Source organism: Actinophytocola sp. NPDC049390, from assembly GCF_044466355.1.
In the GTDB taxonomy this organism is placed as follows: domain Bacteria; phylum Actinomycetota; class Actinomycetes; order Mycobacteriales; family Pseudonocardiaceae; genus Actinophytocola.
The window spans coordinates 1-20,532 of sequence record NZ_JBITMQ010000005.1; the positions used below are offsets into that span (position 1 = coordinate 1).

General features: G+C 72.0%; 19 protein-coding genes. 8 read left to right on the top strand and 11 right to left on the bottom strand.

Going from position 1 to position 20,532, the window contains the following annotated elements; translation table 11 throughout:
* Positions 1-644: 644 nt before the first annotated feature.
* The 6 genes from ACIBVP_RS16340 to ACIBVP_RS16365 all read right to left on the bottom strand — a co-directional run bounded on the left by ACIBVP_RS16340 (position 645) and on the right by ACIBVP_RS16365 (position 6,728).
* Positions 645-1,625, bottom strand: a complete 981-nt coding sequence (locus ACIBVP_RS16340; RefSeq protein WP_396106943.1) for a hypothetical protein — start codon at positions 1,623-1,625, stop codon at positions 645-647.
* Between the two features lie 132 nt (positions 1,626-1,757).
* Positions 1,758-2,498: a hypothetical protein gene (locus ACIBVP_RS16345; protein ID WP_396106944.1), complete on the bottom strand. Its 741-nt coding sequence runs from the start codon at positions 2,496-2,498 to the stop codon at positions 1,758-1,760.
* Positions 2,495-3,091: a hypothetical protein gene (locus ACIBVP_RS16350; protein WP_396106945.1), complete on the bottom strand. Its 597-nt coding sequence runs from the start codon at positions 3,089-3,091 to the stop codon at positions 2,495-2,497. Before ACIBVP_RS16350 ends, ACIBVP_RS16345 begins: the two co-directional genes overlap by 4 nt.
* Entirely contained in the window at positions 3,088-3,771 is a 684-nt protein-coding gene (locus ACIBVP_RS16355; protein ID WP_396106946.1) for a TIGR03089 family protein, read from the bottom strand. The genes ACIBVP_RS16350 and ACIBVP_RS16355 overlap by 4 nt, the downstream gene beginning before the upstream one ends.
* An 11-nt stretch (positions 3,772-3,782) precedes the next feature.
* Positions 3,783-5,069 carry an LCP family protein gene (locus ACIBVP_RS16360; RefSeq protein ID WP_396106947.1) on the bottom strand — a complete coding sequence of 429 codons (1,287 nt, stop codon included), beginning with the start codon at positions 5,067-5,069 and terminating at the stop codon, positions 3,783-3,785.
* Positions 5,070-5,165: 96 nt separating this feature from the next.
* Entirely contained in the window at positions 5,166-6,728 is a 1,563-nt protein-coding gene (locus ACIBVP_RS16365; RefSeq protein WP_396106948.1) for an LCP family protein, read from the bottom strand.
* A 136-nt stretch (positions 6,729-6,864) separates the two neighbouring features.
* Between ACIBVP_RS16365 and rfbB the strand changes: the two genes are divergently transcribed.
* The gene (gene rfbB / locus ACIBVP_RS16370) at positions 6,865-7,857 is read left to right on the top strand and encodes a dTDP-glucose 4,6-dehydratase (protein ID WP_396106949.1); all 993 of its coding nucleotides are present in this window, start codon (positions 6,865-6,867) and stop codon (positions 7,855-7,857) included.
* Positions 7,857-8,756, top strand: coding sequence for a dTDP-4-dehydrorhamnose reductase (rfbD, locus tag ACIBVP_RS16375; RefSeq protein WP_396106950.1), 900 nt, complete (start codon positions 7,857-7,859; stop codon positions 8,754-8,756). The genes rfbB and rfbD overlap by 1 nt, the downstream gene beginning before the upstream one ends.
* Positions 8,757-8,837: 81 nt before the next feature.
* Here the strand turns inward: rfbD and ACIBVP_RS16380 are convergent, their stop codons facing one another.
* Complete coding sequence (locus tag ACIBVP_RS16380) at positions 8,838-9,395, bottom strand: TetR/AcrR family transcriptional regulator (RefSeq protein ID WP_396106951.1); 558 nt, start codon at positions 9,393-9,395, stop codon at positions 8,838-8,840.
* Positions 9,396-9,444: 49 nt separating this feature from the next.
* On the opposite strand from ACIBVP_RS16380, the gene ACIBVP_RS16385 reads away from it, so the two are divergent.
* The 3 genes from ACIBVP_RS16385 to ACIBVP_RS16395 all read left to right on the top strand — a co-directional run bounded on the left by ACIBVP_RS16385 (position 9,445) and on the right by ACIBVP_RS16395 (position 11,283).
* The gene (locus ACIBVP_RS16385; protein WP_396106952.1) at positions 9,445-10,089 is read left to right on the top strand and encodes an FMN-dependent NADH-azoreductase; all 645 of its coding nucleotides are present in this window, start codon (positions 9,445-9,447) and stop codon (positions 10,087-10,089) included.
* The gene (locus tag ACIBVP_RS16390) at positions 10,086-10,400 is read left to right on the top strand and encodes a DMT family transporter (protein WP_396106953.1); all 315 of its coding nucleotides are present in this window, start codon (positions 10,086-10,088) and stop codon (positions 10,398-10,400) included. The genes ACIBVP_RS16385 and ACIBVP_RS16390 overlap by 4 nt, the downstream gene beginning before the upstream one ends.
* A 67-nt stretch (positions 10,401-10,467) precedes the next feature.
* Positions 10,468-11,283, top strand: coding sequence for an EamA family transporter (locus ACIBVP_RS16395; RefSeq protein ID WP_396106954.1), 816 nt, complete (start codon positions 10,468-10,470; stop codon positions 11,281-11,283).
* Here ACIBVP_RS16395 and ACIBVP_RS16400 read toward each other — a convergent pair.
* The 4 genes from ACIBVP_RS16400 to ACIBVP_RS16415 form a co-directional block, all read right to left on the bottom strand.
* Entirely contained in the window at positions 11,226-12,683 is a 1,458-nt protein-coding gene (locus ACIBVP_RS16400; RefSeq protein WP_396106955.1) for a PLP-dependent aminotransferase family protein, read from the bottom strand. The genes ACIBVP_RS16395 and ACIBVP_RS16400 overlap by 58 nt on opposite strands.
* 6 nt (positions 12,684-12,689) lie before the next feature.
* A complete protein-coding gene (locus ACIBVP_RS16405; protein ID WP_396106956.1) occupies positions 12,690-13,769 on the bottom strand; it encodes a glycosyltransferase family 4 protein in 1,080 nt (359 codons plus the stop codon).
* Positions 13,762-16,266: a glycosyltransferase gene (locus ACIBVP_RS16410; RefSeq protein ID WP_396106957.1), complete on the bottom strand. Its 2,505-nt coding sequence runs from the start codon at positions 16,264-16,266 to the stop codon at positions 13,762-13,764. Before ACIBVP_RS16410 ends, ACIBVP_RS16405 begins: the two co-directional genes overlap by 8 nt.
* A gap of 62 nt (positions 16,267-16,328) precedes the next feature.
* Positions 16,329-17,279 carry a glycosyltransferase family 2 protein gene (locus ACIBVP_RS16415; protein WP_396106958.1) on the bottom strand — a complete coding sequence of 317 codons (951 nt, stop codon included), beginning with the start codon at positions 17,277-17,279 and terminating at the stop codon, positions 16,329-16,331.
* Positions 17,280-17,303: 24 nt separating this feature from the next.
* On the opposite strand from ACIBVP_RS16415, the gene ACIBVP_RS16420 reads away from it, so the two are divergent.
* From ACIBVP_RS16420 to ACIBVP_RS16430, 3 genes are all read left to right on the top strand, one after another.
* Positions 17,304-18,434, top strand: coding sequence for a glycosyltransferase family 4 protein (locus tag ACIBVP_RS16420; RefSeq protein ID WP_396106959.1), 1,131 nt, complete (start codon positions 17,304-17,306; stop codon positions 18,432-18,434).
* Between the two features lie 69 nt (positions 18,435-18,503).
* Entirely contained in the window at positions 18,504-19,652 is a 1,149-nt protein-coding gene (locus tag ACIBVP_RS16425) for a glycosyltransferase family 4 protein (RefSeq protein WP_396106960.1), read from the top strand.
* An 18-nt stretch (positions 19,653-19,670) separates the two neighbouring features.
* On the top strand, positions 19,671-20,531 hold the full coding sequence (locus tag ACIBVP_RS16430) for a glycosyltransferase family 2 protein (protein ID WP_396106961.1): 861 nt from the start codon (positions 19,671-19,673) through the stop codon (positions 20,529-20,531).
* Position 20,532: the final 1 nt, after the last annotated feature.

Below are 20,532 nucleotides of genomic sequence, written 5' to 3' on the forward strand. Positions count from 1 at the left end.
GACCCGAGGAGCAGTGAGTTTGCTGCCGAACTGGGCTCTTTGGGATCCCGGCGCGCCGCCGGGGGCGGCGCGCGAGGCCCGTCCCGTTGGCGACGTGGCCTGCATCCATCGCGGCTCGGGCGGCTGCCGCTCCGCTCACGCCGCCCGGCCTGCGCGGCGCAGCCAACGGCCACGGGTCGGCAGCGCCACCACCGGCGGCGCAATGAGCCAGAGGGCAGCTCCCTCGGCCTCAATCGTCGAACGCCGGGCCGACGGCATCAAGAGCGCTCCGCGTCGCTGACGCGATGGCCGCAAGCGACCACTCTTGACACCGCCGACCCGGCGCACGTGACGGCCTGTACGAGGAAGCAGGGGGAGAACCAGGCAGACCAAGATCAGGCCGTCTCCAGGCCGTCAGAGGTCGGGCAGGGCCGAGAACCGGCGAGAACTGTTGACAAACGTTTGGGCAGCTCAGACCGCGTTTCGCGGGTCGATCGGCAGGTCGTGATCAACCGGGCGGAAGATCACCCAGATCTACGAGGGCACGAACCAGATCCAGCGCATGGTGATGGCGCGCGCCCTGCTCAGGGGCTAGGTCACCGGACGGGCGGCCGGTGTCACGCTGTCGGCGCGGGAACCCGACAGCGTGACGCCGTGGGGCCGGGTCAGCCACAGCGCCAGACCACCGGGTGCTGGAACGAGAGCGTGTCCTGCGGGTAGCTGAAGCCGAGGACGATCGCGGTCGAGCCGATCACGTTCATGTCGAACAGGCGGGACGAGCGCATGCCCGCCGGATCCGGCAGGTTGTAGGTCACGCCGTCGTGCCACAGCCGGTAGGTGCTGGTGATGTCGGCGTCCTGGGCGAGGACCGAGCCCTTGCTGAGATTCAGTGCCGCCCACCCGCTCGAGCCCGAGACCGGCGTCATCGTGCCCGTGGCGACGTCGATCAGGACGATGTCCGTGGCGCCGGACGCCGGGTAGCGGGTCGCGACTGCGACGCCCTCGTCCACGTCGTCCAGCGCGACGTGCGTCTCCCCGGCCGCGAACGGGCCGTACTGGCGCGTGATGGTGCCGTCCGGCCCCCAGATCATGTATCGCCGCTCGCCCTGGCTGGTCTCGCCCCAGCCGATCATGTTGCCGAAGTCGTCGATCGCGCCGGCCGAGGTGCGGTACGGGCCGGGCAGGAGGGTCGGTGCGGCGTCGCCGCGCTTCCACCACAGGCCGTCGTAGTCGCTGGGCGGCGCGTACAGGTTCGTCTGCCACCCGACCGCGTCACCGGCCGAGTTCACGTCCGCCAGGCTGGACGGCCGCGTCGAGCCGACCTCCGGGGTGCCGCCGAGCTGCGCCCGCGCCGCGTGAGGTGTTCCGGTGCCCACCGAACCGGCCACCAGCCCGGACGCGTTCACCTCCTTGGGCACGATGTTCAGGCTCGAAATGCTCCCGTTCCGCCAGATCACCCCCTGGTAGGGGTCGTTCATCCAGCCGAGGAAGGTGTTCGCGTCGAGGATCGCCGACCCGGAACCACCGGAGGTACCCGGCAGCACCGGAAGCACGGTCGAGGTGCAGTCCACGGCAGCCCCCGCCGGAACCGGAACCCCGACCAGAACAGCGGCGACGGACAACAGGACGGTAGCCGAACGTCTCACGGTGATTCCCTTTCCTGGTACGGAAAACGGTCGCCGTCGACGTTAGCCCGCGGGGATCGAAACCAGCTCAACGGTGATCAGGCCACCGAAACCGGCGGCGTGGACTGGCATGTCCACTGAGGACACCGCCGCTCAGTTCGCGGCGCTGGGTCGGAGCCAGCCGAACTGTCCGGGCAGGCCCCGCCGCTCCCACTGGGTCCAGCCGTGGCCCGGGTACCACCAGGGGCTGATCCCGCCGCGATCGAGGTGGTCGTAGGCGGTCAGGGTGTCGCGGGCGGTCTTGCACTCCGGGTGTGCCCGGGCGAACCGCTCGACCCGGGGGCGCACGGCCGCCGTCCATTCGCGGACCGGGGTCACCGGATCGTCGGTGTGCCACCACGTGAACCAGTCGTCGTCGCCCCACAGCAGGCTCGTGGTCCAGTAGCACGTGAGGCGGATGATGTCGCCTTCCGCGGCCGGGGCGGTGTCGAGGCGTGCCAGCCATGGGGTGAGGTCGTCGTAGGCGCATGCCAGGCCGCCCAGAAGGACCACCAGTTCGTGCGTGGGCCAGTGTTTCAGCGCGCCCACAAGGGTGTCGCCGAGCGCGTTCTCGGTGGTGGCGCGTTCCTGCACGGGCCAGTTCGCGAGGTTCGCGTACGACGGGCCGAACGGCCGCAACGTCAGGCCTGGGTCGACCCGCCTGGCCCGGACGAGATCGATGAGCCGGGATGCGAACCGGCGGTACAGGAACTCCCACTGTTCGCCGGACCAGTGGTCGTGTGGGTCGGCGGCGATGGCGCCGACGACGGCGTCCGGCGCTTCGGCGGGTGGCCCCGCGAGGAACGCCAGTTCCTCGCCGCTGTGGCAGTAGTGGCAGCCGTCGGCGAGGTTCATGGGGTCGTGGCGACGGTGATGAGGCTGGTCAGGCGGTGGAGTTCGGTCGCCCGGGTCAGGGGTGCGCCTCGGCTGGTGCGGATTCGGCGGCGTAGCTCGGCGGTCAGGTCGGCCAGCATGGCGCGCTCGTCGGCGGACAGGGCGGGGTGTGCCAGCGTCGCCGCGACCAGGGTCAGCACGTCCGCCGCCACGTCGTCGGACGGTTCGGGGAGCAGGCCCCGGGTCTGGCGGAACGACAGTGCGTGGTGGGCGGCCTGGCGGGACGCGCCGTACCACTGGTCCGGGGCGTGGCTCGGGTTCGGGTCGTGAGGGCTCGGGGTGCGCTGGCCCCGTGACTTCGCCTCTCGCCGCGCGGTCGCGTAGTCGGTGACGACCGCTTTCCACAGTTCGCGGCTTTCCGTCAGGCAGTCGAGCGCCCGCAGCAGCGCGGGCGCGTCGGAGCGGTACGGGCCCGCCTGGTGTTCGAGAAAGCTGAGCGTCGCCAGGAAACCCAGTGGGTGGTATCGCTGCACGCACGAGTGCAGCCCCGACACCCGGCGGCCGTGCGGCAGCGCGGCGTTCCGCACCTTCCTCGCGTCTACCGCGAAACTCACGACAACACGATGGTCGTACGTTCTGTTTCCGCGTGCTTGCGCAGCTTCTCCGAGTCGGCGTTCGTGACCTGCACCAGGCTGCCGCCCGCGGCGAGCACGGTCACGAAGCCCTCCATGGCCGACGCGGGCCAGTCCAGTGTGGACAGAACGCGGGTGCCCTGCTCGATGCCCAGGGTTTCCGCGTGGGTCGACGCCTTCGCGACGATCTCGTCCACTGTGGAGCCCATGAAGCACGGGGTGTCGCCGGGGACGGACCCGCCCAGGTAGTCGTCGCCGAAGAGGCGGGCGTCGCCCACGTAGTCCAGGGCGCCGTCCGGCACCTCGCCGCGGAGGTCCCGGCCCATCGGGTCCAGCGACGCGACCGCCGTGACCGACGCGCCCGGGGCCGTCGCCCCCGGCGGCACGAACGCGACCTTCGCGTCGCCCGCGGTGACCACCTCCGCGCCGCACCACCAGGCGCCCAGGAACACGGCGGCCGTCTGCCAGTGCGCGGGCAGGAGCACCGCCACCCGGTCACCCGGCTCGACGTCCAGCTCGTCCACCAGCCAGTTCGCCGTCTTCGCCGCCCAGTTGCGCATCGTGGCGACCGACAGCTCGACGCGGGTGTCCTCGGCGTCGTCGTAGTGCGTGATCAACGGTTGGGCAGGTGCGCCGCGCAGCAGGTGTTCGGTGAGGCTCACGGGTGGCCACGCTAGTCCACGCACGGCACCGACGGTTGCGCGGCTTTGGCCGCCGCCGGGCCGGTCCGGCCGTACTCCACCGGCGCCGGCCTGCCCGCGGGCTTCGGCGGCCGCGGCGTCAGCAGGTCCTCGACGAACCGGTGCACCTTCGGCAGGTCCACCACGATGATGCTCTGCCCCCGGTCGTTGCGGGCGCCCACGGCCTCGACCGGGATGGTCACGAACTGGACGTTGCCCGTCGCCAGCGACTGCGCCTGGTTCACCAGTTCCAGGAAGTGCAGCCCGCCGTCCATCACGACCGTCTTCGACACCGCGTCCTCCAGCGCGTTCAGCTTCGCGTTGTCGGTCAGCAGCCCGCCGGAGAGCACCTTCTGCATCGCCGAGGACAGGAACGTCTGCTGCCGCACGATGCGGTCCAGGTCGCCGCGCGGCAGGTTCTTGCGCTGCCGCACGAACGCCACCGCGTCCCCGCCCCGCACGGTCTGCGGGCCCTCCGCGAAGTTCGCGCCCGAGTCCGGGTCGCTCGTCGCGTTGTTCAGGCACACGTCGACGCCGTCGATGACCTCGGTGAGCAGGTAGAACCCGTACAGGCTCACCTCGGTGTAGTGGTCGATCCGCGCGCCGGTCAGCACCTGCACCGCCTGGATCAGCGCGGCGCGGCCCGCGTCGTCGGACTCGCGGTTGATCTTGGCGCGGTCGGTCTCGCCCTTGGCGACCAGCTCCTCCATCACCCCGGCCTTGGTGATGCCGTACGCGCCGTTGATCTTCTCCTCGCGGCCCAGGTTCGGCACCAGCACCGACGTGTCGCGCGGGATGGAGATGGCCGAGCCGCGGCTGCCGTCCCTCGGGATCCGCAACAGGATCAGCGTGTCGGTGTTCAGCGTCTCCGTCGCCTCGGTGCGCAGCTCGCGTAACAGCTCCTCGGACAGCGGCCTGCCCTGCATGTCGGTGCGGCTGTCGTTGCCGACGATGAGGATGTCGTTGGCCCCGTCGTCGTCCGAGGTCGCGGCCTCGCCCTCCTGCGCGGCGGCCACCGCGTCGGTGGTGTTCTTGCTCTGGTCGAGCTGGTCGACCCGCAGGTACACGAGCGACATCGCCGTGAGCGTCGCCGCCGACAGCAGGCCCAGCGCGACCCGGCCCGCGATCAGCAGCCCGGCCACGCCACGCCGTCGTGGCGGCGCGTCAGCCTCGTCGTCGGACTCGGGGGACGGCGCCGAGGTCACCGGCACCTTCCCCACCGCTGTCGCGTACGTCGTCAGCTCGTCCGCGTCCCCCTCGGCCGCGTGCTTCCCCACCATCGGTCACCTCCCCTGCCCGACCCAGACCAGGCTAACCGCTCACACCGACAGAACCGCGCCGATGCGACCCTGATCAACCCACTTGGCGGATGTCGGTCAGTTCACACACACCAGGTCGTCGGCGGTGATCCGCGGGGCGGGCCGGCTGCCCGACGACGGCGGAGCCGACGGTGTCGATGGCGTCGAGGACGGCTGCGCCCGCACCCCGTTCGTCTCCTCGCCCCCCTGGTAGTTCGTGCCGAGCACGACCGTCAGCTCGTTCGCGGTGAGCGAGCCGTCCTCCAGGAACGTGAACTGCCCGCCCAGCTCCGTGGCCGTGAACTCGGCGAGGTTCCGTTCACCGGGCGCGTACCTGATCGTCGACGCCGACCGCACGGGCGCGTCCCCGATGTCGCCACCCTGGAAGCCCTTCGCCGTCAACGACCGCAGCACCGACGCGGCGAGGCCCCTGGTGTTCGAGCCGTTGCGCACGTCCACGGTGACCAGGCCGAGCGTCGGCCGGGCGCCGTCGTCGGGCGGCGTCGTGGTGGCCGTGGTGGTGTCGCCGGGCACCGGCGAGCCCGAGGACGGGTCCGGCCCGCCCGCGTCGGAGACCAGCGACGACACGAACGCCGCCACCTGGTCGGGGTCGATCGCCAGCACGTCGGCGCCGCCGATGTTCGCGTCGCCCAGCGTGGGGATCGTGTAGAAGTCGATGCCGTCGGCGGTCAGCCCGGACATCTGCGCCGCGAACGTCGACAGCTGCCAGCCGTCGGACAGGACCACCGACCGTTGCACCGCGGTGACCAGGTCCCGCACCTTCGCCGGGCTCGTCAGCATGTCCGCGGACAGGACCTTGCTGGCGATCGCACCGAGGAACGCCTGCTGCCGCACGATCCGGTCGAGGTCGCCGTGCTCGAGCCCGTGGCGCTGCCGGACGAACGCGAGCGCCTTGCGGCCCGCGATCGTCTGCACGCCCTTGGTGAAGTCCGCGCCGGACATCGGGTCGCGGGTGGCCTCTTTCAGACACACGTCCACGCCGCCGATGGCCTTGGTGATCTCGTAGAACGACAGCAGGTTCACCTCGGCGTAGCGGTCGATGGTGACCGAGTCGCCGATCAGGTTCTGGATGGTGGCGATCAGGTTCTTGCGGCCCGCGACCTTGGCCTGCTCGTCCAGCGTCCGCTCGTCGGGGGCCTTGTCCGCCAGTTTCTCGCGCGCGTCGTTGTAGGCGTAGGCGAACGCGGAGTTGAGGCGGTGTTCGCCGAAGCCGCCCGCGAGCTCCACCCACGAGTCGCGCGGGAAGGAGATCGCGACCGCGCGGGTGCCGTCCACGGGAATGTGGACGAGGATCATCGTGTCGGTGTTGCGTTCGCCGTCGCTCTCACCCGCGTTGAGGAAGTCCAGCACCTCGCGCGGCAACCGGTTGCCGTTGTTGTCGGTGCGGCTGTCTATGCCGACCAGCAGCATGTCCACTGCTCCATCCAGTGGAACGCGTTGGTCCCGCACTTCCTGTTCGATCACGTCGGTGGTGACGGTGTCCTCGTCGATGTCACCGACCGCCCACCAGCCATAACCCATAGTGCTGATCACGGCGGCCGAAACGAGTGCGGCCAACGACCGACCGGTCGCCAGACCGGCCTTCTGCCAGCCAGAACGCCCTCGCGCACGCCTGCTCACGCACGCTCCTCCCCAACCCCCGCGAACCTGCCCGTTAGGATACCGAGTCGTGACCTCGCCAAACGAGGTCTTGTTATCGATTAGGACGCAATAGTGTCCGTCCGGGGTTCATGTCCCCGTGAGGAATGGGAGCTCGATGCGGGTCCTCGTCACCGGCGGTGCCGGCTTCATAGGGTCGCACTACGTGCGCAAGGCGCTCGGTGGTGCGTACGCGTCACTCGCCGACGCCGAGATCGTGGTGTTCGACAAGCTCACGTACGCGGGCAACGAGCAGAACCTGGCGCCGGTCAAGGACGATCCCCGGCTTCGCTTCGTGCGCGGCGACATCTGTGACGCCGTGGCGGTCACCCAGGTCATGGCCGGTGTGGACCTGGTCGTGCACTTCGCCGCCGAGTCGCATGTGGACCGTTCGATCCTCGGCGCGGCCGACTTCGTGATGACGAACGTGGTCGGCACGCAGACCCTGTTGCAGGCGGCGGTCGACGCGGGCGTCGGGAAGTTCGTGCACGTCTCCACCGACGAGGTGTACGGGTCGATCGACTCCGGTTCGTGGTCGGAGACCTACCCGCTGGAGCCGAACTCGCCGTACTCGGCGTCGAAGGCGTCGTCGGACCTGCTCGCGCGGTCGTTCCACCGCACGCACGGGCTGCCGGTGTGTGTCACGCGGTGCTCCAACAACTACGGGCCGTACCAGTTCCCCGAGAAGGTCATCCCGCTGTTCGTCACGAACCTCATGGACGGCAAGAAGGTTCCCCTCTACGGGGACGGGCAGAACGTGCGCGACTGGCTCCACGTCGACGACCACTGCCACGGCATCCAGCTCGTCGCAGACGGCGGCAGGCCGGGCGAGATCTACAACATCGGCGGCGGTACCGAGCTCACCAACCTCGAGCTGACGGAGCGCCTGCTGGGCGCCTTCGGCGTCGGCGAGGAGATGGTGGAGCGGGTCGAGGACCGCAAGGCCCACGACCGCCGCTACTCGGTGGACATCACGAAGATCTCGGCCGAGCTGGGCTACCGCCCGCTGATGTCGTTCGAGGAGGGGCTCGGTAGCACGATCGAGTGGTTCCGGGAGAACCGCGCGTGGTGGGAGCCGCTGAAGGACCGTGTGAGGTTGCTCGGTAACTGATGCTGTCACTACTGGTGCCCGGTGGGCACGGCCAGCTGGGCCGGGACCTCGCGGCCCGTGCGGAGGTCGTGCGCGCACCGGGGTCGGCGGAGCTGGACGTCACGAACGCGGGCGCGGTCGTGACGGCGGTGAAGACGCTGGCGTCGGTGGCCGAGGAGAACGGCCACCGCCCCGTGGTCGTGAACGCCGCCGCCTACAACGGGGTCGACACCGCGGAAACCGACGGAACCAGAGCGTTCGCGGTGAACGGCGACGGCCCCCGGCTGCTCGCGGCCGCGTGCGCGGCGGCGAACGTCCCACTGATCCACGTCTCCACCGACTACGTCTTCCCCGGCGACGGCGATCACCCTTACGACACAACGGATCCCGTGCGACCGAAGTCCGTGTACGGCACGACGAAGGCGGCCGGGGAGGCCGCCGTGCTCGGGTCGGGAGCACGGGCCTGGGTGGTGCGCACGGCGTGGGTGTACGGCGCGCACGGCGGCAACTTCGTGAAGACCATGGCGAAACTGGCCGCGACCCGCGACACGGTGTCCGTTGTGGACGATCAGCGCGGATGTCCGACGTGGACGGGCGACCTGGCGGAAGGCCTGCTGGGCCTGGCCTCCCGGGTGGCAACCGACGACGCACCAACCGAACGCGTGCTGCACTGCACAGGCGGCGGCGAGACGACATGGTTCGGCTTCGCCCGCGCGATCTTCGAGGAACTGGGCCTGGACCCGGCCCGCGTGCGCCCGTGCACGTCGGCCGACTTCCCCCGCCCCGCACCAAGACCCGCGTACTCGGTCCTGTCGGACCGCTCCTGGCGCGAGGCCGGACTCCCACCCATGCGCCCGTGGCGAGAAGCCCTGTCAGCCGCGTTCACCGAACACGGCCCCCACTTCCACCCCCCGGCGTAACCCCCCGCACAGAAGAAGGGCGGGGGCAAACTCGGCGCCAGCCCTGCGACGAACCGAGCGCCTGCCGCTCGTGGTTTCGCGTCATGGGTGTCGACCACGCCCGGACAGCACCCCTGCCGCCAGCCGCGCCAGTGCGGAACGCTGCCGGTCGACGCCGATCCCGCGGGACCGCTGATGTGCGAACACGTCCGGCGCGAGCGGTGCCAGCAGCACGTCGGTGAGCGCGTCCGGATCGGGCAGGTCCGCGATCAGGGACCGCACGTGCGCGCGCCAGAACCCGTACGCCCCCGTCGCGAACCGGGACGCGCCGACCTCCGTTCCCAGCACGAGGTGCACGTGCCGGTCGAGCAGATCCAGCATCGCGTCGTAGAAGGCGGCCAGCCGTTCCGAGGGTGGGGCGCCGGGACCGAGCGGCGGCGGACCTGACATGAGCCGGGTCTGCAGGTCCTTCTCGTGCTGGTCGAGCAGCGCGACGGCGATCGACGCGCGGTCGGGGAAGCGGCGGTACAGCGTGCCGCGGCCGACGCCAGCGGCCTTCGCGATGTCGTCCATGGTCACGGCCGCGGCCCCGCGGGTGGCGAACAGCTCCTCGGCCGCGGCCAGCACCTTCGCCTGGTTCCTGGCGGCATCGGCTCGCATGCCGACACCCTACGGAATAACCGGACACGCTGCCCGGTTCAAAGCGGACATGACGTCCACTTTGCTGCACCTCGATGCCAGCGCACGCACCCGTTCCTTCTCCCGCCGCCTGTCGGCCCGGTTCGCCGAGCAGTGGCGGGCCGCCCACCACGACGGCCGCTACCTCTACCGCGACCTCGCGAAGGACCCCGTCCCGCACATCACGGAGCCGTGGACGGAGATCTGCGACGCCGTGCTCGGACAGGGGATCACCGACATCGACCGCTACAAGGAGGCGGTCATGACCCCGTCCCAGCACGAGGCATGGGCGGTGGTCGCCCCACTTCTCGACGAACTTGTCGCCGCCGACACCGTCCTGATCGGCACGCCCATGTACAACTTCTCGGTCCCCTCTGCACTCAAGGCGTGGCTCGACCAGGTCACGTTCCCGAGGATGTCGTTGCGGGGCAGGCGTTTCGTGGTCGCGGGCGCCCGCGGCGGGACGTACCTGCCGGGCACACCCCGCGCCCCGTACGACCACGAAGAGCGCTACCTGCGGGACTTCTTCGCCGGTCACTTCGACGTCACCGACGTCGTGTTCGTGCACGCCGAGCTGACCAACGCGCTCGTCGACCCCCGGCTGGCCGACCGTATGGACGCACAGGAGGTGTCGCTGGCGGCCGCCCTGGCACGCGTGGACGAGGTGGCGGGGTGAGCTGGCTCGTGCTTGTCGCCGCCGGGCTGGTGGAGGTCGCGTGGGCGCAGAGCATCAAACCGACGGAGAACTTCACGCGCCTGTGGCCGACGGTCCTGTGCTTCGTCCTGGCCGCGGCCGCCGTCTACCTGCTGTCGCTGGCGATGCGGACGCTGCCGGTCGGCACGGCGTACGCGGTGTTCACCGGCATCGGCGCGGTCGGCGCGATCGTGCTCGGGGTGCTGTTGTACCGGGACCCGCTGACGTGGGGCCGGTTCGCCGCACTCGCGCTGATCGTGGGCGGGGTGGTGCTGGCCAGGGTGACGGCGTGAATTGGTCCTGAATCCAGAGCCTCGTTTGGCACTGTCGGAAGGACCGATCCGATCGCACGATGAGCCCATGGAAATCGTGCTGATGCTCGCGCTGGGGGCCGCCGCCTGCTACGGCGTGTCCGACTTCGTCGGCGGCGTGCTGTCCCGCCGCGCCCACTACTCGGTGGTCGGGCTGACCGGGCAGATCGCGTCGGCGGCGGGAGCGCTGGGCGCCGCGGTTCTGCTGGGGTCGGCAGGACCCGGCCCGCGGGCCGTCCTGTTCGGTGCCATCGCCGGTGTCGGGAGCGCGGTCGGCACGCTCGCGCTGTACCGCGGCATGGCCCGCGGCCGGATGAACGTGGCCGGGCCGCTGTCCGCGGTGGGCGCGGCGAGCATCCCGGTCCTGGTCACCCTGGTCGCGGGGCAGGCGTTGTCGGCCGCCGCCGTGGTCGGGATCTGCCTCGCGGTGCCGGGCATCTGGCTCGTCGCGTCGGAGTCCGGGCCGCGCGGCGGTGGCGGCGTCGGCGAGGGGCTCGTGTCCGGGGCCGGGTTCGGGGTCCTGTTCCTCTGCCTCGACCAGGCAGGCGACGGCGCCGGGCTCTGGCCGGTGGCGATCGCGCAGCTCAGCGCGGTGGTGGTGCTGGCGGCCGTGGTCGCGAAGGGAACCACCGGCAGGCCGCCGCTCGCCGCGGTGTGGCCCGGGCTGCTGGGGGTCACGGCGACGATCCTGTACTTCCACGCGGCGCACCAGGGCGGGGCCGCGGTCGCCGCCGTGATCACCTCGCTGTACCCGGCGTTCACGGTCGCGCTGGCCGCGGTGGTGGTCCGCGAACGGACCACCCTCGTTCACGGCGCGGGGCTCGTGTTGTGCGCGGTGACGGTCGGCGTGTTCGTGGCCGGGTGAGCCCGCACGTCCGCCACGGCGTCGGCCAGCAGGCCGACGCCCTCGGCGATCGCGCGCTCCGACAGGGAGGCGTACCCGAAGAGCAGGCCCTGCCGGCCAGGACCGCCGAGCCGGTTGTCTCCCACACCGTGCACGCCGACCCCGCGGTCGAGCGCGGCCGCCACCACAGACGGCTCGTCGAGGTCCGGCGGTAGCCACGCCACCAGGTGCAGACCCGCCGCGGCGCCGACCGGGGTGAGGTCGGGCAGCCGCGCGGAAAGGGCGGCCAGCAGCGCGTCGCGGCGCCGCCGGTAGACCGGCCGCATGCGGCGCAGGTGGCGGTCGAACTCGCCGCGGGTGAGGAAGTCGGCGAACGCGAGCTGGTCGATCGCGGGCGAACCGCGGTCGGCGGCGAGCTTCGCCTCGGCGACCGCGGCCGAGAGCCGTGCGGGCACCAGGAGCCACCCGATGCGCAGGCCGGGCGCGAGCGTCTTGCTGACCGAGCCCGCGTAGACCACGTGCTCCGGCGCGAGCCCCTGCATCGCACCCACCGGGGCTCGGTCGTAGCGGTACTCGGCGTCGTAGTCGTCCTCGACGACCAGCGCGCCCGTGTCCGCGGCCCACGCCAGCACCGCCGAACGGGACGCCGCGGGCAGGATCCCGCCGAGCGGCCACTGGTGCGACGGGGTGAGCACGACCGCGTCCGCACCCGACCGTGCGAGCGCCGCCACGTCGATGCCGTCCTCGCTGACCGGCACGCCGACCACGGACAGCCCGGCCGCGCGCGCGAGCGGCACGGCGTCGTCGAGCGAGCTGGGGTCCTCGACGGCGAGCGTGGCCGCGCCCGCGTCCGCCAGCACCCGGACGATCAGTGCGATGCCCTGCGCGTAGCCGTTGCAGATCACCGTGTGCTCGGGACGGGCGGCGGTGCCGCGGACCCGGTCGAGGTAGGCGCACAGCGCGTCCCGCAGCTCGGGCACGCCGTGCCCGGACAGGTAGTTCAGCCGGTCGTCCGGGGTGTCCGCCAGCACCGTGCGCAGCGACCGGGACCACGCCGAGCGCGGGAAGTGCCCGCCGTCCGCGCGGCCGTAGCCGAAGTCGATCCGTGGTCGGTGCGCGGGGACGGCCGAGTCACCTCGGGCCGGGGCGGTGCCGTCGACCGCGACGTGCGTGTACCCGCCGGGGCGGCTGGTGACGTACCCCTCCGCGGCGAGCTGCTGGTAGGCCTCCACGACGACGCCCCGTGACACGCCAAGAGACGCGGCGACGGTCCTCGTGGGCGGCAGCACCGCGCCCTTGCGCAGGTGCCCCGTACGAATCCGGTCGCGGATCGCGGACTCGATCTGGCGGTGCAGCGGCACCGTGCTGTCCCGGTCGAGCGCGATGAGCAGGTCCGGGACGGGGGAACCGGCGCCGGACACGGGTGATCAGCCGATGGCCTGGCGGTACGCCGCGACCGTCAGTTCCGCGGTGCGCCGCCACGTGAAGCCCGCCGCGTGGGCCCGGTGCGCGGCCAGCGTCGACGGCGTCAGCGGTTCGGCCAGCGCGTCGGTCAGGGCCGCGCCCATCGCCTCCACCTCACCGAACGGGACCAGGGACGCGTGCCCGCCCGCCACCTCGCGCAACGCGGGCACGTCCGAGCACACCACCGGCACGTCGCACGCCAGCGCCTCCAGCACCGGCAGCCCGAAGCCCTCGTCGCGGGACGGCAGCACCAGCGCCGACGCGCCGGCCACCACGCTCCGCAGGTCCACGTCGGACAGGTAGCCGATGGTCTTCACGGTCTCGTCGTCGCGGTGGTGGCCGGGGCCCGCGAGCACCAGCGGCGGCAGGCCCGGCGTGTTCTCGTGTGCCTTGCGCAGCCAGTCCAGTGCCTTGCGCGGCCCGGCGGCGCCGACGAACAGCAGGTACTCCTTCGGCAGCCCGATCCGCCGCCGCAGCGCCTCGCTCGGCGGGCGGGCCGTGAACCACGCGAGGTCGATGCCCAGCGGGGTCACCGCCACCTTCTCCTCGGGCACGCCGAGCCGCTCGACGACCACGTCCGCGACCGCCTTCGTCGGCGTGCACACCACGTCCGCGCGCTGCGCCGACTTCGCGACCAGTTGCGGCAGTTGCTCGTCCGAGGGCGGCAGGTCGCTGGGGGAGTCCAGGAACGCGAGGTCGTGGATGGTCAGCACACCGGCGGCCCGCAGCGCGGGCGGGAGCACGAAGTTGGTGCCGTGCACGACGTCGGTGAGCCCGGCGAACAGCTCGATGGGCGGGAATGGGGCCCGCAGCCAGGAGCGGCGCAGCATCCGCGCCGACACCGGCATGCCCCGCGACCGGGTGCCGTGCGGGAGCACCTTGCGCAGCTTGCGCCAGCCCCGCAACGTGAACGCCACCGCCCGCATGTCCACTTCGGACATCGAGGCCAGTTCCTCGGCCAGTGCCGCGGTGTAGCGGCCGATGCCGGTCCGGTGGCCGAGCAGTGGCGTGCCGTCGAGCAGCACCTTGGTGGGCCTAGCCATCGTCACGGCCCTTCCGCAGGCGTTCCGCCGCCAGTCTTCGCATCCGGCCCGCGGCCCGCCGGGTCAGCTCGGCCGGGCCGCCCTGGTCGAAGTACGACCGCACCAGGTCGAGGTCGCGGCGCAGCGTGCCGCCGACGCCGAGCGGCTTGTTGCGCACCAGCGGGGCCGTGCCGGGCAGGCGGTCCGCGGCCGGGGACGGGTTGCGGCAGAAGGACACCAGCGGCGCCAGCGCGGTCTCCCACGTGAACCGTTCCCGCACGACCGCGATCCGCTCGCGGGCCGCGGCCGCGAACTCCTCGTCGTACAGCACCTTCTCGAGCGCGTCGGCGAGCGCGTCCGCGTCCTCGGCGGGCACCACCACGCCGAGGCGTTCCGTGCGGACCAGGTCGGCGAAGGAGTCGCCGTCGGTCGTCACGATCGGCAGGCCGGTCCACAGGTAGTCGAGGACGCGGGTGCGGAACGCGAACGTCGTCTCCACGTGCTCGTAGTGGGTGGTGACCCCGCAGTCCGCGTCCAGCAGCCAGTTCTGCCGCTCGGTGTAGGGCACCCACGTCTCGTTGAAGAACACGTGCCTGCCGGTGAGGTCCAGCCGCGCGGCCAGCGCCCGGGTCCGCGCGCCGATGTCCATCTCCGGCACCTCGGGGTTCGGGTGCTTCATGCCCAGGAACAGCAGCCGAACGTTCTCGTGCCGCTTCGACAGGCGGTCCATGGCGTGCAGCAGTGTCAGCGGGTCGAACCAGCTGTAGACGCCACCGGCCCAGATGACCACCTTGTCGGAGTCGCCGGTGATCGGTCCCCGGATCGGGGACGCGGTGCGCTGCGGCGGCTTGCCGGGCAGCCCGAACGGCGCGACCGCCAGCAGCGACCGGACCGTCGGGTCGCTGTCGTAGAGCGACGGCGTGAGCCTGCCGAGCGCGGTCAGGTGCCCCAGCCAGAAGTGCCGCTGCCGCTCTGAGGCGCAGAGGAAGAAGTCGCCGCGGTCGAGTTGTGCGTTCAGCACCTTCGTGACACCGACCAGGTCGAGCTCGCGCTGCTCGTCGGTCGCGTCCTTGCCCTGTTCCAGCAGCTCCAGGTGCATCGGGTCGTACATGTCGCAGACCACGATCTTCGTGGAGGAGGCCTTCTTCAGCTCGGGCGCCATCTCCAGCGCGTGCCCCTGGAGGACGACGACGTCCGCCCACGCCACGTGCGGCGACAGGTCCCGCTGCCGCGCGTGCGCCACCGCGAACGGCGCCTCCGGCGGCGAGCACAGCGGGTTGACGGTGACCAGCCGGACGTCGTGTTCGGCGGCGAGCACGTCGGCCATGTTCCACGCGCGGATCGCCGGGCCCGCCATCCGCTCGGTCAGCGCGTCGCCGGTGATCACGAGGACCCGCCTGCGCGCGCCGAACGCCTCCTCGAGGCCGAACACGTCGACCAGCACGTCGTGGGCGGCGAGGTATCTCGGCAGCGGGTAGGCGGGCTCCATGGCGCGGCGCATGAGCGGGATCAGGTCGGCGTCCGTGCGCACCCTGGCGGCCTGCTCGGCCTGGCGCGACGTGGCGAGGGAGGGCAGCAGCTCGACGAACTGGTCGATGGCGAGGAGCCCGGCGAGTGTGGTGCGGGGGATCTCGACGGTGGTCCCGGTGTCGGGCCTGCCGATCTCCAGCTGGGTCGGGTCCACGTCGCCGCGGGCGGTCGCGCGGCGGACCGCGAGCGCGAGTGCCGCGGGCAGGGCCTTCGCGAGCGTGGTGTCGGAGACGTTCTTGTAGAGGGCGGCGAGCGCGTTGCGTTCGAGCAGGTACAGCTCGCGCGCGTTGTCCGGTGCGTCCACCTTGGACATCGAGGCGTGGTGGCGGTGGAAGGTGAGCGAGCGGGGCTCGTACCGCACCCGCCAGCCACGCAGGTTCAGCCGCCAGCCGAGGTCGACGTCCTCGTAGAACATGAAGAACCGCTCGTCGAAGCCGCCCAGCTCCCGGTACACCTCGGCGCGGACGAACATGGCGGAGCCGGTCGCGAACAGGACGTCCTTGGCGACGTCGTGCGACCCGTCATCGACTTGGCCCGCGTGCCGCTTGTAGCCCATGCCGAACCAGGTCAGGCCCGCGTCCACGAAGTCGACGCGCTCGCCGTCCCAGTCGAGGACCTTGGACGCGACGGCGGCCACGGTCGGCTCGGTCTTCAACACGGCGACGGCCGAGGTCACCCAGTCGCGGTGCGGGCGGGCGTCGTTGTTGAGGAAGGCGAGGACGGTGCCGGTGGCGTGCCGCGCGCCGAGGTTGCAGCCGCCGGCGAAGCCCAGGTTGGTGTCCGACTCGACCACCTCGACGCCGGGCACCTGTCTGATCTTCTCCGCGCTGCCGTCCCCGGAGGCGTTGTCGACGCAGACGAGTTGCAGCCGCTCAGCCGGGTAGTCCAGCTCGTCGCGCAGCGCGCGCAGGCAGGTGACCGTGTCCTCGGCGCCGCGGTAGTTCACGACGATGACCGAGACGACGGGAAGTAGCGCCGGATCGGGCACTCGCGCTCCTCGGGGTTGTGCAGTGGGGTCCAGCCTGCCCCATCACACCATGTGACGAGTGGTCAACCGGGCGGGTTCGGTGATCTTGACGCGCGCCACACCGCCGAACGGGGGATTTCGGCGAGGTCGGTGACGGCCTTGCGTTCGCGAAGTGTTCGCGGAAGCGACGCGAGCAGCTCGCCGAGCACCCGCAGCCGCAACCCGACCCGGAAGTTCCACGGCGGCGGCCCGGCACGGTGGCGGGCCAACCGTCGCAGCGGGAGCAGCGCCGTGATCGCCGCGAACCGGGCCACCTCCCGCGCGGCCACCGCGACCGGGGCGCAGCGCAGCAGCATGGCCAGCCGGTTGCGTTCGTTCCACAGGTGGAACCGGCGCGACCCCGGGCGCGTGCTCGCGCCGTGCCGGTGGATCACCCGCGCGTCCGGCACCGACACGATCGTGTGATTCGCCAGCCGCAGGCGCCACGCGGTGTCGGTGTCCTCGTAGTAGCAGAAGAACCGGGCGGGAACGCCACCCGCACGCCGCAACGCCCCGGTCCGCAGCAGCGCCGCGCCGCCGCAGAACCCGAACACCGGCGCTGCCTCGTCGGTCAGGTCCACGCCGTGCCCGTCGGCGGTCAGCCCGACGCCGAGCGAGATCACCGCACCGTCCGGCGCCACCATCCGCGCCCCCGCCGCCGCGGCCTGTTCGTGCTGGTCAAGCGTGTCCTCTAGGCGTTCGAGCCAGTCCGGCGCGGGTTCGGCGTCGTCGTTGAGCCACGCCGTGAACTCGGTGTCGACCGACACCGCCGCGAGCGCCCCGGCGTACCCGGAGTTGACCGGCAGCCGCAGCACCTCGGGCTTCGACGGGTGCGCCGCGAGCACTGCCGCGGTGCCGTCGTCGGAGGCGTTGTCGACCACCAGGAGCCGGTGCGGGCGGGTCTGTGCCGCGACAGCGTCGAGACAGGCGCCGACGTGGTCTTTCCCCCGCCAGGTGACCACCACGATCGTGCTGCGTGTCAGGAGGCCGGTCACAGCGCGAAACCGTACCCTGAGCCGGTGCCCGAGCTAGTCATGCTCACCGAACAGCTCCTCGCGCCCGTCCCTGGTGGGACCGGGCGCTACACGCGCGAGCTGCTCACCGCGATGGCCGCATCGGCGCCCCCCGACTGGACCGTCGCGACCGTCACCGCGACGCACCGCGACCTCGCGCCCGCGGTGGTGCCGAACGTGGCGGGCCCGCGTGCGCTGCCGCTGTCGCGCCGCGGCCTGACCGCGCTGTGGGAACGCGGCGTGCACCTGTGGCCGGGCGGCGACGCCGTCCACGCCCCGACCCCGCTCGCCCCGCCCGCCCGCAAACGCGGCCGCAGCCTCGTGGTGACCGTGCACGACACCGTGCCGTTCACGCACCCGGAGACCCTTACCCGCCGCGGCGCCTCCTGGCACCAGGCCGCCATCCGCCGCGCCGCGGCCCGCGCGAACGCGATCGTCGTGCCCACCAACGCCGTCGCCGAGGAACTGCGGGACCACGCGCCCGGCCCGGCGACGGTCGCGGTCGTCGGCCACGGCGTGCCGGAGGTGTTCCGGCAGCACATGGACCCGGGCGTGGCCGCGTTGAAGACCGGCAGGCTGCGGCTGCCCGAGACGTACGTGCTGGCGGTCGGCACGGTCGAGCCGCGCAAGGGCCTCGACGTGCTGGTGCGTGCGATGGCCGAGCCGCACGCCCCGGACCTGCCGCTCGTGGTGGTCGGCCCGCGCGGCTGGGGCGAGGTGAACCTGGTCGAGCTGGCCGCGGAACTCGGCTTCCCCGGCAGGCGCCTGCACGTGCTGGGCCACGTCGACGACGAGGACCTGTCGGCGATCCTGCGCCGCGCGAGCGTGCTGGCGGTGCCGAGCCGGGCCGAGGGCTTCGGCCTGCCGGTCCTGGAGGCGATGGCCGTCGGGACGCCGGTGGTGCACACGGACGTGCCCGCGCTGGTCGAGGTGGCCGGCGGCACCGGTCTGGTCGTGCCGCGCGGCGACGCGGACGCGCTCGCGAGCGCGCTGCGGGAGGTCGTGGACTCGTCGGTGGCGACGTCGGAACGGGTCGCGCAGGGCCTGCTGCGGGCCGCCGCGTTCACCTGGGAACACGCCGCGGCCGAGCTGTGGCGCTTGCACGTGCGGTTTTTCGACATGGCGAACGCTCGTTGAACAAGAGGTCGGTGGCTTTTTCACCCAGTCGGGACAAGTGGCGAGGGCGGCAGTCGTAGTCTGCTACCCGTGGCCGAACCCCGCGTACTGATCGACGCGACCGCCGTGCCGGCGGATCGCGGCGGCGTCGGCAGGTACGTGGACTCGCTCGTGTACGCGCTCGACTCGGACGGCGCGCCGGTCACGGTGGTCTGCCAGCCGAGGGACGTCGAGTTGTACGGCAGGCTGGCGCCGCACTCGAGGATCGTGCCGACGTCGGAGTCGAACGCGACCCGCACGGCCAGGTTGACGTGGGAGCAGACGACGCTGCCGAGGCTGGTCCGCAGGCTGGGCGTGGACGTGCTGCACTCCCCGCACTACACGACGGCGCTGGCGAACACGAAGGCCTCCGTGGTGACCCTGCACGACGCCACGTTCTTCACCGACGCGGTGCTGCACCACTCGATCAAGGCCCGCTTCTTCCGCGCGTGGACCCGTACGGCGCTGGTCCGGGCGTCCCTGTGCGTGGTCCCGTCCGCGGCGACGGCCGCCGAGCTGGCCCGGGTCGCCGGCGCGAAGCCGCACCGCCTGGAGATCATCCAGCACGGCGTGGACAACGACCGCTTCCACGTGCCGACGCTGGAGGAGGTCTCGGCGGCACGACGGCTGGTGGGTCTCGGACCGGACACTCCGTACGTCGCGTTCCTGGGCGCGCTCGAACCACGCAAGAACGTCCCGGCGCTGATCAGGGGCTTCGCGGCGGCGTGCCGGGGCCGTGCCGAACCCCCCGCGCTGGTGCTCGCGGGGCAGCCGGGCTGGGACCGCCAGGTGGAACGCGCACTGGACGACGTGCCGCACCGCCTGCGCGTGATCCGCGCGGGCTACCTCCCGTTCGAACACCTGGCGGGCTTCCTGGGCGGTGCGACGCTCGTGGCGTACCCGTCGCTGGGCGAGGGGTTCGGCCTGCCGGTGCTGGAGGCCATGGCGTGCGGGGCGTCCGTGCTCACCACCCGCAGGCTGGCGCTGCCGGAGGTCGGCGGCGACGCGGTCGCGTACTGCGGCGTTGGCGCGGGCGACATCGCGGCGGCGCTGACCGAGCTGCTGGACGACCCGGCGCTCCGGTCGACGCTGGCGGCCGCGGCACAGCGCCGGGCGAAGGAGTTCTCATGGCTGACGAGCGCCGAGGCCCATCGCGTCGCGTACGAGAAGGCCTACCGGGCGCACCACCGTTCGCGGTGACGGGCAGAATGTTCCGGCGTGTCTGAGGATTATGGCCAGGAGCTGGCAGTCGTCATCGTGACCTACTCGCCGGGCGAGACGCTCGACCGGTGCCTCGACACGCTGACGAAGGCGACCACGAGACCGTACCGGGTCGTGCTGGCCGACAACGGTTCCGACGACGGCGCCCCGGAGAAGGCCGCTGCCGCGCGGGACAACGTGACCCTCCTCCCCACCGGCGGCAACCTCGGCTACGGCACCGCCGCCAACCGCGGCGTGGCCACCCTGGGGCAGGAGTACGGCTGGATCGTCGTGGCCAACCCGGACCTGGAGTTCGGCGACGGCTCCCTCGACACCCTGCTGGCCGCGGCCGACCGCTGGCCCCGCGGCGGCTCGTTCGGCCCGCTGATCCGCCAGCCGACGGGCGAGATCTACCCGTCCGCGCGCATGGTCCCGTCGATCGGGAAGGGCGTCGGCCACGCGGTGGCGGGCCGGTTCTGGCCGTCGAACCCGTGGACGAAGGCGTACAAGCAGGTGGACACGGTCGTCGAACGCGAGGCGGGCTGGCTGTCCGGCTCGTGCCTCCTGATGCGCCGCGAGGCCTTCGACTCGGTGGACGGCTTCGACCCGAGGTACTTCATGTACTTCGAGGACGTCGACCTCGGCGACCGGCTCGGCAAGGCGGGCTGGCAGAACGTGTACGTGCCCGCGGCCGAGGTGGTCCACATCCAGGGCCACTCGACGGCCCGGGTCTCCGACAAGATGCTGGCCGTGCACCACGACAGCGCGTACCGCTTCATCGCCGACCGCCACCAGGGGTTGTGGTGGGCACCTGTGCGCGCGGGCGTGAAGGCCGGGTTGGCGTTGCGCCTGAAGGCGGAGACCAGGAAGAAGAGCTGAG

Bases quoted from the DNA above. Each gene is read 5' to 3' on its own strand.
- ACIBVP_RS16345 (WP_396106944.1), bottom strand. From the start codon at position 2,498: ATGAACCTCGCCGACGGCTGCCACTACTGCCACAGCGGCGAGGAACTG.
- ACIBVP_RS16360 (WP_396106947.1), bottom strand. From the start codon at position 5,069: ATGGTGGGGAAGCACGCGGCCGAGGGGGACGCGGACGAGCTGACGACG.
- rfbB (WP_396106949.1), top strand. From the start codon at position 6,865: ATGCGGGTCCTCGTCACCGGCGGTGCCGGCTTCATAGGGTCGCACTAC.
- rfbD (WP_396106950.1), top strand. From the start codon at position 7,857: ATGCTGTCACTACTGGTGCCCGGTGGGCACGGCCAGCTGGGCCGGGAC.
- ACIBVP_RS16380 (WP_396106951.1), bottom strand. From the start codon at position 9,395: ATGCGAGCCGATGCCGCCAGGAACCAGGCGAAGGTGCTGGCCGCGGCC.
- ACIBVP_RS16385 (WP_396106952.1), top strand. From the start codon at position 9,445: ATGACGTCCACTTTGCTGCACCTCGATGCCAGCGCACGCACCCGTTCC.
- ACIBVP_RS16395 (WP_396106954.1), top strand. From the start codon at position 10,468: ATGGAAATCGTGCTGATGCTCGCGCTGGGGGCCGCCGCCTGCTACGGC.
- ACIBVP_RS16405 (WP_396106956.1), bottom strand. From the start codon at position 13,769: ATGGCTAGGCCCACCAAGGTGCTGCTCGACGGCACGCCACTGCTCGGC.